The organism is Methyloversatilis sp. S146-33, assembly GCF_059552495.1.
On the sequence record NZ_JCANOT010000026.1, the window covers coordinates 55,169 to 68,152 of the forward strand.

The 12,984-nt window shown below is 64.2% G+C and carries 11 protein-coding genes; 7 read left to right on the forward strand and 4 right to left on the reverse strand.

The window, feature by feature from the left end:
- Nucleotides 1–37 precede the first annotated feature (37 nt).
- The 3 genes from gyrB to dnaA form a co-directional block, all read right to left on the reverse strand.
- Entirely contained in the window at nt 38–2,518 is a 2,481-nt protein-coding gene (gyrB, locus tag AC51BJ_RS09710; RefSeq protein ID WP_496280097.1) for a DNA topoisomerase (ATP-hydrolyzing) subunit B, read from the reverse strand.
- Between the two features lie 94 nt (nt 2,519–2,612).
- On the reverse strand, nt 2,613–3,713 hold the full coding sequence (dnaN, locus tag AC51BJ_RS09715) for a DNA polymerase III subunit beta (protein WP_430432309.1): 1,101 nt from the start codon (nt 3,711–3,713) through the stop codon (nt 2,613–2,615).
- Nucleotides 3,714–3,960: 247 nt separating this feature from the next.
- Nucleotides 3,961–5,409: a chromosomal replication initiator protein DnaA gene (gene dnaA, locus AC51BJ_RS09720; RefSeq protein WP_304014188.1), complete on the reverse strand. Its 1,449-nt coding sequence runs from the start codon at nt 5,407–5,409 to the stop codon at nt 3,961–3,963.
- Nucleotides 5,410–5,781: 372 nt separating this feature from the next.
- Between dnaA and rpmH the strand changes: the two genes are divergently transcribed.
- The 6 genes from rpmH (at nt 5,782) to AC51BJ_RS09750 (ending at nt 10,563) form a co-directional block, all read left to right on the forward strand.
- Nucleotides 5,782–5,916: a 50S ribosomal protein L34 gene (gene rpmH, locus AC51BJ_RS09725; protein ID WP_019916069.1), complete on the forward strand. Its 135-nt coding sequence runs from the start codon at nt 5,782–5,784 to the stop codon at nt 5,914–5,916.
- 70 nt (nt 5,917–5,986) lie between these two features.
- Nucleotides 5,987–6,382 (forward strand): ribonuclease P protein component, encoded by a 396-nt coding sequence (gene rnpA, locus AC51BJ_RS09730; protein WP_296813429.1) that lies wholly within the window; start codon nt 5,987–5,989, stop codon nt 6,380–6,382.
- Nucleotides 6,379–6,588 carry a membrane protein insertion efficiency factor YidD gene (gene yidD / locus AC51BJ_RS09735; RefSeq protein WP_019916071.1) on the forward strand — a complete coding sequence of 70 codons (210 nt, stop codon included), beginning with the start codon at nt 6,379–6,381 and terminating at the stop codon, nt 6,586–6,588. The genes rnpA and yidD overlap by 4 nt, the downstream gene beginning before the upstream one ends.
- Nucleotides 6,589–6,627: 39 nt before the next feature.
- Nucleotides 6,628–8,271, forward strand: coding sequence for a membrane protein insertase YidC (yidC, locus tag AC51BJ_RS09740; protein WP_496280098.1), 1,644 nt, complete (start codon nt 6,628–6,630; stop codon nt 8,269–8,271).
- 137 nt (nt 8,272–8,408) lie between these two features.
- Entirely contained in the window at nt 8,409–9,767 is a 1,359-nt protein-coding gene (mnmE, locus tag AC51BJ_RS09745) for a tRNA uridine-5-carboxymethylaminomethyl(34) synthesis GTPase MnmE (protein ID WP_430432306.1), read from the forward strand.
- 31 nt (nt 9,768–9,798) lie between these two features.
- Complete coding sequence (locus AC51BJ_RS09750) at nt 9,799–10,563, forward strand: sulfite exporter TauE/SafE family protein (protein ID WP_496280099.1); 765 nt, start codon at nt 9,799–9,801, stop codon at nt 10,561–10,563.
- 34 nt (nt 10,564–10,597) lie between these two features.
- On the opposite strand, the gene AC51BJ_RS09755 is transcribed toward AC51BJ_RS09750, so the two are convergent.
- Nucleotides 10,598–10,903 carry a hypothetical protein gene (locus AC51BJ_RS09755; protein ID WP_198291407.1) on the reverse strand — a complete coding sequence of 102 codons (306 nt, stop codon included), beginning with the start codon at nt 10,901–10,903 and terminating at the stop codon, nt 10,598–10,600.
- A gap of 164 nt (nt 10,904–11,067) precedes the next feature.
- On the opposite strand from AC51BJ_RS09755, the gene mnmG reads away from it, so the two are divergent.
- Nucleotides 11,068–12,957, forward strand: a complete 1,890-nt coding sequence (gene mnmG / locus AC51BJ_RS09760; protein WP_496280100.1) for a tRNA uridine-5-carboxymethylaminomethyl(34) synthesis enzyme MnmG — start codon at nt 11,068–11,070, stop codon at nt 12,955–12,957.
- The last annotated feature ends 27 nt before the right edge of the window (nt 12,958–12,984 follow it).

The following is a 12,984-nucleotide window of genomic DNA, read 5'->3' on the forward strand; positions in this document are numbered from 1 at the left end:
AAAACATTGACTCAACCTAGAACCTACACAGCTAGCGTCAAACATCAATATTCCGCGCATTCAACGCATTGCTCTCGATGAATGCCCTGCGCGGTTCGACGTTGTCGCCCATCAGCGTGGTGAAGATTTCGTCGGCGGCGATGGCGTCGTCGATCTGCACTTTGAGCAGGCGGCGCACGGTGGGGTCCATCGTGGTTTCCCACAGCTGCTCGGGGTTCATTTCGCCTAGGCCTTTGTAGCGCTGCTTGCCGAGGTTGCGTTCGACTTCGTTCAGCAGCCAGCGGGCGGCTTCGGAGAAGGACTTCACTTCCTGTGACTTCTCGCCGCGCTTGACGGTGGCGCCTTCGCCGATCAGGCCGGCCACCAGTTCGGCGGCGTGGCGGATGCGCTGGTAGTCGCCGGACAGCAGGAATTCGACGTCGACGTGGCCGACCTTGCGGTTGCCGTGGTGCATGCGCTCGACGCGCAGTTGCCAGCTTTCGGTCTTGTCGTTGTATTCGGCAGCCAGCGTGACGTTGGCCGGCAGGGAATGCGTGAGGCGGGCGGCGCTGGCGCGGGCGGCGGCTTCGTCGGCCAGGTCGAGCGCGATGTTGTGTTCGAGCAGAGTGCGCAGCAGCTCGCCGTCAGCGTATTCGGCCAGGCGTTCGACGATGGCTTCGGCGGTGAGGTATTCGCGCGCCATCTCTTCGAAAGCGCTGCCGGACAGCGGCTCGGCGCCGGCGCGCGGCAGCAGGCTGGCGTCGTCGAAGGCGAGCTTGAGCAGGTACTGGTTCAGCTCGTGGTCGTCCTTCACGTACAGCTCGGTGCGGCCGTGCTTGATCTTGTACAGCGGCGGCTGGGCGATGTAGATGTGGCCGCCTTCGACCAGCTCGGGCATCTGGCGGTAGAAGAAGGTGAGCAGCAGGGTGCGGATGTGGGCGCCGTCGACGTCGGCGTCGGTCATGATGATGATGCGGTGATAGCGCAGCTTTTCCGGCTTGTACTCGTCCTTGCCGATGCCGGTGCCCAAGGTCTGGATCAGCGTGACGATTTCCTGGCTGGAAATGAGCTTGTCGAAACGCGCCTTCTCGACGTTCAGGATCTTGCCCTTGAGCGGCAGGATGGCCTGGAACTTCCGGTCGCGGCCCTGCTTGGCGGAGCCGCCGGCGGAGTCACCCTCGACCAGATAGAGCTCGGCCTTGGCCGGGTCCTTCTCCTGGCAGTCGGCGAGCTTGCCCGACAGGCCGAAGGAGTCAAGCACGCCCTTGCGCCGGGTCATGTCGCGCGCCTTGCGGGCGGCGTCGCGCGCACGCGCGGCTTCGACGATCTTGCCGCAGATGGTCTTGGCGTCGTTCGGGCGCTCGAGCAGGAAGTCGGCGAGCTTCTGCGCCACCACTTCCTCGACCGCCGGACGGGCTTCCGACGACACCAGTTTCATCTTGGTCTGCGACGCGAACTTCGGGTCGGGCATCTTCACCGACAGCACGCAGGCCAGACCTTCGCGCATGTCGTCGCCGGTGATGTCGACCTTGGCCTTCTTGGCGATCTCGTTTTCTTCGATGTACTTGTTGATGATGCGGGTCATCGCCGCACGCAGGCCGGTCAGGTGGGTACCACCGTCGGACTGCGGAATGTTGTTGGTGAAGCACAGCACCTGTTCGGCGTAGCTGTCGTTCCACTGCATCGCCACTTCGACGTCGATCTGCACGCCGTTCAGCACCGACGAGCCGGCGCTGTAGAACACGTTCGGGTGCAGCACCGTCTTGTTGCGGTTGATGTAATCGACGAAGCCCTTCACGCCGCCGGCAAAGGCGAAATCCTCTTCCTTGGCATTGCGCTGGTCGATCAGCTTGATCTTGACGCCGTTGTTCAGGAAGGAGAGCTCGCGCAGGCGCTTGGCCAGGATGTCGTAGTGGAACTCGATGTTCTCGAAAATCGTTTCGTCGGCGAGGAAGTGCACTTCGGTGCCGCGCTTTTCGCTCGGGCCGATCACTTTCAGCGGCGACACTTCGACGCCGTTCTGCACTTCGATCTGGCGATCGAGCGGCACGCCGCGCTCGAATTCGATGAAGTGCTTCTGACCGTCGCGGCGCACGGTGAGGCGCAGCCACTTCGACAGCGCGTTCACGCAGCTCACGCCGACGCCGTGCAGACCGCCCGACACCTTGTACGAGTTCTGGTTGAACTTGCCACCGGCGTGCAGCTCGGTCAGCGCGATTTCGGCGGCCGAACGCTTGGGCTCGTGCTTGTCGTCGAACTTGATGCCGGTCGGGATGCCGCGACCGTTGTCGGTGACCGAAATCGAGTTGTCGGTGTGGATGGTGATGACGATGTCGTCGCAGTGGCCGGCCAGCGCCTCGTCGATCGAGTTATCGACCACTTCGAACACCAGGTGGTGCAGACCGGTGCCGTCCGAGGTGTCGCCGATGTACATGCCCGGCCGCTTGCGGACGGCTTCCAGACCTTCGAGGATCTGGATGCTGCCTTCGCCGTAAGCGTCGGGGTTGGGTGTATTCGGGCTCTGTGCTTCGTCAGACATGGCGTATTCCGGTGCTGCGCACGCTGTGCGCGGGGTCCATCAAAAAAGCAGAAAGCCCGGCGCGCAGGCCGGGCGGTCGTGCGGGCGACGCGGCTTACACGCGCATCGGCATCACGACGTACTTGAAGGCGTCGGTGCCGGGCAGGGTGATCAGCGCGCTGCTGTTGCCGTCGTTGAGCCTGAGGCTCAGCGTGTCGCCGCCGACGTTGTTCAGCACGTCGAGCAGGTAGCTCACGTTGAAACCGATGTCGAGGCCGTCGCCGTCGTAGTCGACTTCGAGCTCTTCCACCGCCTCTTCCTGCTCGGCGTTGCTGGAGATGAGCTTCAGCGTGCCGGCCGACAGCACGACGCGCACACCCTTGAACTTCTCGTTGGTCAGGATGGCGGCGCGCTGCAGTGCGGGCAGGAAGGTCGAGCGCTGCAGCATCAGTTCCTTCGGATGATCCTTCGGAATGACGCGTTCGTAGTCGGGGAACTTGCCGTCGATCAGCTTGGTGATCAGCTCGACCGCGCCGAAGCGCAGGCGGGCCTGGTTGGAACCGAGTTCGATATCGACCGGATCGTCGATGTCGGCCAGCTGACGGGCCAGTTCGAGCACGGTCTTGCGCGGCAGGATCACGTCGAGCTTGTCGCTCACGCCGGGCATCGCTTCCGATACGTAGGCCAGGCGGTGACCGTCGGTGGCGACCAGGCGCAGTTCCTCGTTGCCGACCGACAGCAGCAGGCCGTTCAGGTAGTAGCGGATGTCCTGCTGGGCCATCGAGTACTGCACCAGCGACAGCAGGCGCTTCAGCTTTTTCTGCGACAGGCTGAGCTTGACGGTTTCGCCGTCGGCCAGCTGCATGCGCGGGTAGTCCTGCGCCGGCAGCGTCTGCAGCGTGAAGCGGCTCTTGCCGGCACGTACGGTGAGCTTGCGGTCGTCGGCGTCGAGGCTGACTTCCTGGCCTTCGGGCAGCGCACGCAGGATGTCCTGCAGCTTGCGGGCGGCGACGGTCAGGGCCGCCGGCTGGGCGCCGCTGATGCTGCCGGTCGAACGGGTGCGGATCTGGATCTCGATGTCGGTGGCGAGCAGGGTGAGCGCATCGCCCTCGGTTTCGATCAGGACGTTGGACAGGATGGGCAGGGTGTGACGCTTCTCGACGATGCCGCTGACCGACTGCAGCGGTCGCAGCAGCTGTTCGCGTTCTATCTTCATTAAGAGCATTTTATAAACCTCTGTAAACCGTTAACGTCGACCGATTTCTGTGGAGAACATCAAAAAAACAATGAACTTCAATGACCTGCAGTATGTATCGTTGTCTGTATAAGGGCCCGGTCAACGCATGAACAAATGTGGGTGAAAGTCGACCAGGTGAAAAAAGCCCTGGTTATCCACAGCGTTCATACAGGTTTGCCGGCCTGTTTATCCATACAGCTTCAACAGCTTCTGCACCGACCCCTTCTTACTTGCGCAGCGTCTGCGTCAGCACGTGCAGGTCATGGTTCAGCACTTCGTCCTTCAGGCGCAGGTCGGCGATCGTGCGGCAGGCGTGCAGCACGGTCGTGTGGTCGCGGCCGCCGAAGGATTCGCCGATGGCTGGATAGCTCTCCGGCGTCAGTTCCTTGGCCAGCCACATCGCCACCTGCCGCGGCCGCGCGATCGCGCGCGTCCGCTTCTTCGAATACATCTCCGACACCTTGATCTTGTAGTAGTCGGATACGGTCTTCTGAATGAATTCCAGCGTGATCTGCCGGTTGTGCGCACCGAGCAGGTCCTTCAGCGCCTCGCGCGCCACTTCGAGCGAGATGGGCAGCGTGTGGAAGTGGGCGAAGGCGATCACCTTCTTCAGCGCCCCTTCGAGCTCGCGCACGTTGCTGCGGATGTTCTTGGCGATCAGGAAGGCGACGTCTTCGCCGACCTTCACCCGTTCCATCTCGGCCTTCTTCTTCAGGATGGCCACCCGCATTTCCAGCTCGGGTGGCTCGATCTGCACCGTCAGGCCCCAGCCGAAGCGCGTCGTCAGGCGTTCCTCGACGCCCTGGATGTTCTTCGGGTAGGTGTCACAGGTGATGACGATCTGCTTCTTCGCATCGGTCAGCGCATTGAAGGCGTAGAAGAACTCTTCCTGCGTGCGCGTCTTGTTGTTGAAGAACTGGATGTCGTCGATCAGCAGCACGTCGAGCGAACGGTAGTAGCGCTTGAAGGCGTCGAAGCTCTTCTGCTGGTAGGCGCGCACCACGTCGGCGTAGTAGTCGTCGGCGTGCACATAGCGGATGACCGCATCCGGATTGTGCTTCATCACCTCGTTGCCGAGCGCATGCACCAGGTGGGTCTTGCCCAGGCCCACACCGCCGTAGATGAAGATGGGGTTGTAGGACATGCCCGGGTTCTGCGCGACCTGTATCGCGGCGGCGCGGGCCAGTTCGTTGGCGCGGCCAGTGACCAGATTGTCGAAGGTGAAGCCCGGGTTCAGACGTGAACGGTCGCGTTCACTGCCGTTGTTGCCGGCAGACGGACGGACGATGAGTGCCGGCGCGGCGACGCGCGTGCTGTCGGGCTCACCGGCGGCGCGCAGTGCGGCACGCGCCGGACGTTCGCCGTCGTTGTCGGCCGGCGTGCCGTTGCGGGCGGCGACCATCGGGGTGTCGGCGGCCGCTGCGGCCTTCGTTGCCGGGTCGGGCAGGCTGAGCCTGACCGACAGCGGCTGGGAGAAATACTCCAGCCCCAGTGCTTCGATGCGCGCCAGATAGCGCTCGCGGACCCACTGCAGAACGAACCGGTTCGGCGCGACCAGCGCCAGCGAATCGTCGTCGCTCTGACCGATGCGCAGACCCTTGATCCAGGTCTGGTACTGCTGTGCGGGGAGTTCCTGTTCGAAGCGGCTGAGGCAGACTTCCCAAAACTGTTGCATCATGGTCTGCGTGGTCGCCGGGTCGATGTCGTGAGGTTGCGGGACAGCGTAGCGGGATGCGTCCTGACCCAGGATTTGATGCGCGTGGTCCGATGCATGATCGGGGGCGCCGGGTCGGAGCAGCTTTATGTGCTGTTTTTAGGGGATCGATTCTAGCGACTTCAGGCCCTCTTATCCACCGCCGAGGCGGTGACGCATACCCGCAAGGCAGGCTGGCTTGGCGCTCGTTTGGCGCTGTGATCACGTATTCACGCCAGCGAAATATTTTTTCGGCGTGCCGTCTGGACATCGGCGCGGAGCCTGGCGGCGATTGACAGGCGGGGCCTTTTACGCTGTAATCGCGCGTTTTCGCCAATACACAGTGAGCAGGCCATGAAGCGTACTTACCAGCCGTCGAAGATCCGCCGCGCCCGCACCCACGGTTTCCTCGAGCGCATGCGCACCCGCGGTGGTCGTGCAGTGATCCGCGCCCGTCGTGCCAAGGGCCGTGCCCGTCTGGCCGTCTGACGCAGACAGCAGTTTTTCCGGCCGGTTGGCAGGGGAACCCCCGAAGGTGAACCCCGAGACACGGCCCGGAATGCAGATCGCCGCGCAGCCCGCCGGCCGCTTTGCTTTCCGACCTGAATACAGGCTCAGAAAAACGGATGAGTTCTCATCCGTTTTTGCTTTGCGGCGTACCCAGCGCAGTCGACATTTCGTGATCCATCACGGTCCGTCCGGCTGCGATGGCGCTCGTCTGGGCGTCGTGATCGCGAAGCGCTTCCTGAAGCGGGCGAACACCCGCAATCTGGTCAAGCGCCTGGCGCGCGAAGCTTTCCGCCACATGCGTCCGGAACTCAAGCCGCTCGACATCATCCTGCGCCTGAACGCCCGGCCGGCCGTGCTCGACCGCCGCCTGTTGCGCGAAGAGATCGACGCGCTGCTCGGCCGCGTGCGACGCGCCGCAGCGCCTGCCGCGGAGACCGGACGATGAAATCCCTGCTGCTCGGCCTGATTGCGGTCTACCGTTACGCCATCAGCCCGATGCTCGGCCGCAACTGCCGTTTCATGCCGAGCTGTTCCGAATACGCCAGCGAAGCCATCCACCGCCACGGCAGCGTGCGCGGCGGCTGGCTCGCGCTGCGCCGCGTGCTGCGCTGTCATCCCTGGAATCCGGGCGGTTACGACCCGGTGCCCTGAGCACGCACACCCTCAATTACTTTCAAGACGATTCCGACGATGGATACCCAACGCTCCGCCCTGTTGATCGTTTTCCTGTTTTCGCTGTTCATGTTGTGGGACGGCTGGCAGCGTTTCAACCAGCCGCCGGCTGCTCCGGCCGTGGCCACCAACGCGGCGGCTGCGCAGTCGGCCGGCGCCCAGGCGCCGGTGCCGACGGTGAGCAGCGCCGCCGCACCGTCCGACGTACCGCAGACGACGGCTGTCGCCCAGACCGCCGCGGCGCGCGTCGTGACCGATCTGTTCATCGCTGACGTGTCGGCGGAGGGCGGTTCCATCATCCGCCTCGAACTGCTCAAGCATCACGCCGGTCCCGAGTCCGAAGGCAATTTCGTGCTGCTGGATAACGGTGGCGCCAATCTTTACCACGCACAGAGCGGTCTGATCGGCGACGGCATGCCGACGCACAAGACGGTGTATCAACTCCCCGAGGGCGAGCTGAAGCTGGCCGACGGGCAGGACAAGGTAGAGCTGCGCATGACTGCTGCCGGTCCGGACGGCGTGGCGGTGACCAAGGTGCTTACCTTCACCCGCGGCAGCTACCGGATCGACACCCGTTTCGAGATCGCCAACAACGGCAGCGCGCCGGTTGCAGCGCATGCCTATTTCCAGCTGCTGCGGGATGGCAAGGCGGTGTCCGCCGGCACCAGCATGCTGAGCACCTTCACCGGCCCGGCCTTCTATACCGAAGCGGGCAAGTACCAGAAGGTCGATTTCAGCGACATCGACAAGGGCAAGGCTAAGTTCGTCACCAAAGCGCCGGACGGCTGGGTGGCACTGGTGCAGCACTATTTCGTCAGCACCTTCGCACCGGCTGCCGGGGTCGAGCGCGAGTTCTTTGCGAAGAAGGTTGGTGACAATCTGTACACGGCCGGCGTCATCGTGCCGGTTCAGCCGGCAGCGGCCGGCGCCACCTCGACGGTGGAGGTGCCGCTGTACGCCGGCCCGCAGATCCAGTCCAACCTCGACGCCATGGCGCCAGGCCTGGATCACGTGGTCGATTACGGCTGGCTGAAGATCATCGCCAAGCCGATGCACTGGGTGCTGGAGAAGCTGTATGCGCTGGTCGGTAACTGGGGCTGGGCCATCATCCTGCTCACCATCCTGATCAAGGCCATCTTCTTCCCGCTGTCGGCCGCGAGCTACAAGTCGATGGCCAAGCTGCGCCTGGTCACGCCGCGCATGCAGCAGATCAAGGAGCGCCACGGCAACGACCGCGTGCGCATGCAGCAGGAAATGATGGAGCTGTACAAGACCGAGAAGATCAATCCGCTCGGCGGCTGCCTGCCCATCCTGATCCAGATTCCGGTGTTCATCGCGCTGTACTGGGTGCTGCTGGGCAGCGTCGAAATGCGCAACGCACCGTGGATAGGCTGGATCACCGACCTGTCGATCAAGGACCCGTACTTCGTGCTGCCCATCATCATGGGCGTGACGATGTTCGTGCAGACCAAGCTGAACCCGACGCCGCCGGACCCGATCCAGGCCAAGGTGATGCTGTTCCTGCCGGTCATCTTCACCGGCATGTTCCTGTTCTTCCCGGCTGGTCTGGTGCTGTACTGGACGGTGAACAACATCCTGTCGATCGCCCAGCAGTGGCAGATCACACGCATGATCGAGAGCGGGAAGACGGCCAAGGCCTGACATCTGCCTGACTGACTGACGGCTGTACTGCGGCGAGGGCGCCGCTCCTGCGGGATTCCGGCGATGATGGCCGGATCGATGCGGGGGCGGCGCCCTCGCCACGACGGCGCCCTGAAAACCTGACCTGACCGATCGCCATGTCCGCTCGCCCGACCGACACCATTGCCGCCATCGCTACCGCACCGGGTCGCGGTGGCATCGGTGTGGTTAGGGTGTCCGGGCAGGGCGCGGCAACGGTCGCCCGCGGCATGCTCGGACGCCTGCCCGACGCGCGGCACGCGACCTTCGCGAAGTTCGTCGCGGCGGATGGCGCCATCATCGATCATGGCATCGCGCTGTGGTTCGAGGCGCCGGCGTCCTATACCGGCGAGCATGTGCTTGAACTGCACGGCCATGGTGGAACAGCCGTGCTGCAGGCGGTGCTCGCACGCTGCTTCGAACTGGGGGCGCGACCGGCACGACCGGGCGAATTCACCGAGCGCGCATTCCTCAACGATCGTATCGACCTTGCGCAAGCCGAAGCGGTGGCCGATCTGATCGAAGCGACGACGACGTCGGCGGCACGTTCGGCAATGCGCTCGCTCGATGGCGAGTTTTCCCGCCACGTGCACGCGCTCGAGGATGCGCTGGTCAATCTGCGCATGTTCGTCGAGGCGACGCTGGACTTCCCGGAAGAGGATGTCGAATTCCTCGAACAGGCCGGCGCACGTAACAAACTGGCCGAGGTGATGACCGCGCTCACTGCCTTGCGCGAACGCGCCCGCTGTGGCGCGGTGTTGCGCGAAGGGCTGACCGTCGTGCTGGCCGGTGCGCCCAATGTGGGCAAGTCTAGTCTGCTTAATGCGCTGGCGGGTGAAGACCGCGCCATCGTCACCGATATCGCCGGCACCACCCGCGACACCTTGCGCGAACTGGTCGCCATCGACGGCGTGCCGGTGCATGTGATCGATACGGCGGGCCTGCGGGAGACCGACGACCCGGTGGAACAGGCGGGCATTGCCCGCACCCGGCGCGAGCTCGAACGGGCACACGCGGTGGTGCATCTTGTCGATGCACGCAGCGGCTTCGATGCCGAAGCGCAGGCGATAGACGCTGCGCTGCCGGCGGGTCTTCCGCGCATTCGCGTGTTCAACAAGATCGATCTGAGCGGCGAGCAGGCGAGGGAGGAAGAACACGCTGGCGTCCTGACAGTCTGGCTGTCGGTGCGCGTCGGCGAGGGCCTGGATCTGCTTCGGCGTGCGCTGCTCGATCGCGTGGCCTGGCACGGTGGCGCCGAGGACGCGCTGGCAGCGCGCACCCGTCACCTGCACGCGCTCGACAGGGCGGTCGAGCATCTGGATATCGCCGCGCGCTGCATTGCCGGCGAGGTGCTGCAGCTTGATCTGTTCGCCGAGGAACTGAGGCTGGCGCACCGCGCATTGGGGGAGATTACCGGCGAGTTCACACCGGACGATCTGCTCGGCGAAATCTTCTCGCGCTTCTGTATCGGTAAGTGATGAGGATGTTTCACGTGAAACATCACGCGTCATGCTGACCGAACTGGTCATCCTGTGCGCCGGTGCCTTCTTCGCCGGGCTCGTCGATGCCATGGTCGGCGGCGGCGGTCTCGTTCAGGTGCCGCTGCTGTTCAACGTCTTTCCAGGGACCGCACCGGCAACACTGTTTGGCACCAACAAGGCGGTCAGCATCGTCGGTACGACCTTCGCCGCGCGCCGCTATCTGGGCCGGGTGGAGATGGACTGGAAGGTGTTGTGGCGCGCAGCGCTTGCCGCCTTTGTCGCGTCGTTCGCCGGTGCGGCGGCGGTCGGCATGTTCCCTCCGCAGATGCTGAGGCCGGTCGTGATCGTGCTGCTGGTTGCGGTACTCGCCTACACGCTGAAGAAGAAGGATTTCGGGGTGCTCCGTGCCGAGGCGGCGGCGCATCGCCCGAAGCCCATACTCGCGCTGGTGCTCGGCGCGCTCATCGGTTTCTACGATGGTTTCTTCGGGCCAGGCACCGGCAGCTTCCTGATCTTCCTGTTCGTGCGCTGTTACGCCTGGGATTTCCTGCGCGCTTCGGCGGCGGCCAAGGTCGTGAACGTCAGCACCAACCTTGCAGCGTTGGCCTGGTTCGTACCGGTCGGCGCCATCATGGTGAAGGTGGCTGCCGCGATGGCGGTTGCCAATCTCGCGGGCGCCTGGGTCGGTGCCCACCTCGCGATAAAGAACGGCGCATCTTTCGTGCGCCGCGTATTCATCGTCGTTGTGTCGGTACTGATCGCACGACTGGTGTGGGACACCGTCGCTGCATGAACCGCCTGATGTTCCACGTGGAACATCACGTCCGTCAGAAGCCGATGCGCACCGGCGGAAGGATGATGGTCACGCCATCGTGGTGACGGTAGTGAGGGCGCGGCGCGTAGCCGTAATAGGGCGCCGGTGCATACACCGGCGCCGGGTAGTAGCCATAGCGCACGCTCGGGCCATGGTAGTGATGGTGGTGATGGTGCCGATCGCGGTGCTTCCAGTGACCACCATGCTTGTGATGGTGACCGCCGTGGTAGCCGTGGCGTCGATGATCGTCTCGATCTGCCATCGCGTTGCCGCTGAAGGCCAGCGTCAGTGCAGCCAGTGCAGTGCCAAGCGCTTTCATGATCATTCTCGTGTGGGGAACACGCTGCAAGCCTAGATTGCAGAAACGCTTTGTGCGGTAAGCAACTGTAAGGCAGTGAAACGGTGTCAACCTTTCTGCCTTTATGTTGCGGGCCCAAGGTCGTATCATTCAGCCCCTTCGCCCTCTTTTGCATTGCAGCGAACATGGATTTTCCGACCCGTTACGACGTGATCGTCATCGGTGGCGGCCACGCCGGCACCGAAGCCGCGCTCGCTGCCGCACGGGTCGGTGCGCGCACGTTGCTGCTGACGCACAACATCGAAACGCTGGGCCAGATGTCCTGCAATCCGTCGATCGGCGGCATCGGCAAAGGTCACCTGGTGAAGGAGGTCGATGCGCTGGGAGGCGCGATGGCGCTGGCCACCGACGAAGGCGGCATCCAGTTCCGCATCCTCAATGCGAGCAAGGGCCCGGCGGTGCGCGCCACGCGCGCCCAGGCGGACCGCATCCTGTACAAGGCGGCGATCCGCAGCCGGCTCGAAAACCAGCCAAATCTCGACCTGTTCCAGCAGGCGGCGGCCGACCTGATCATGGAAGGCGAGCGCGTCGCCGGTGTGGTGACCGAGGTGGGCATCCGCTTCCACGCGAAGGCGGTGGTGCTGACCGCCGGCACTTTCCTGAATGGCCGCGTGCACGTCGGCTTGCAGAATCATTCGGCGGGCCGGGCAGGGGACCCGCCGGCCATCCGTCTGGCGGAGAAGCTGAAGGAACTGGCTTTGCCGCAGGGCCGGCTCAAGACCGGCACGCCGCCCCGCATCGACGGACGGACGATCGACTATTCGGTCATGCAAGTGCAGCCGGGCGACGACCCGGTGCCGGTGTTCAGTTTCATCGGCTCGCGCGACATGCATCCGCGACAGTTGCCGTGCTGGATGACCCACACCACGCTGCGCACGCACGACATCATTCGCGGCGGCCTCGACCGTTCGCCGATGTACACCGGCGTGATCGAAGGCGTGGGCCCGCGTTACTGCCCGAGCATCGAGGACAAGATCCACCGCTTCGCCGATCGCGACAGCCACAACATCTTCCTCGAACCGGAAGGCCTGACCACGCACGAGGTGTACCCGAACGGGATTTCGACCTCGCTGCCCTTCGATGTGCAGGTTGATCTGGTGCGCAGCATTCCCGGTCTCGAAAACGCGCACATCCTGCGTCCCGGCTATGCAATCGAGTACGACTACTACGATCCGCGCGGCCTGAAATCGTCGCTCGAAACCAAGGCGATCGAAGGTCTGTTCTTTGCCGGCCAGATCAATGGCACCACCGGCTACGAGGAAGCGGCGGCGCAAGGACTGCTCGCCGGACTGAATGCGGCACGGCAGACCAAGGGCCTCGAATCCTGGTGCCCGCGCCGCGACGAAGCCTATCTGGGCGTGCTGGTCGACGACCTGATCACCCGCGGCGTGGCCGAGCCCTATCGCATGTTCACGTCGCGCGCCGAGTACCGCCTGAGCCTGCGCGAAGACAACGCCGACCTGCGCCTGACCGACGCCGCACGCACGATGGGCCTGATCGACGACTTGCGCTGGGATGCCTACAACCGCAAGCGCGACGCCATCGCGGCAGAGGAACAGCGACTGCGTTCCACGTGGATCCGCCCGGACACGCTGCCGGCGGAGGACGCACAGCGCGTGCTGGGCAAAGCGATCGAGCGTGAATACACGCTGTTCGATCTGCTGCGCCGCCCCGACGTGAGCTACGCGTCGCTGATGACGCTGCCCGGTGCGCCGGCGCCGATCGATCACGCGCAGGCCATCGAACAGCTCGACATACTTGCCAAGTACCAGGGCTATATCGACCGCCAGCAGAACGAGGTCGACAAGCTGCGCGCGACCGAAGACACGCGCCTGCCGGACGACATCGACTACGGCGCGGTCGGCGGTCTGTCGCGCGAAGTGCAGCAGAAGCTCACGCTGCACCGGCCCGAGACTCTCGGCCAGGCTTCGCGCATCCAGGGCATCACGCCGGCGGCGATTTCGCTGCTGCTGGTGTACCTGAAGAAGCGCGCCGCCGTGCGCAGCGCGGCCTGAACACCCCGGCCGCCAGGCCGGACAGAT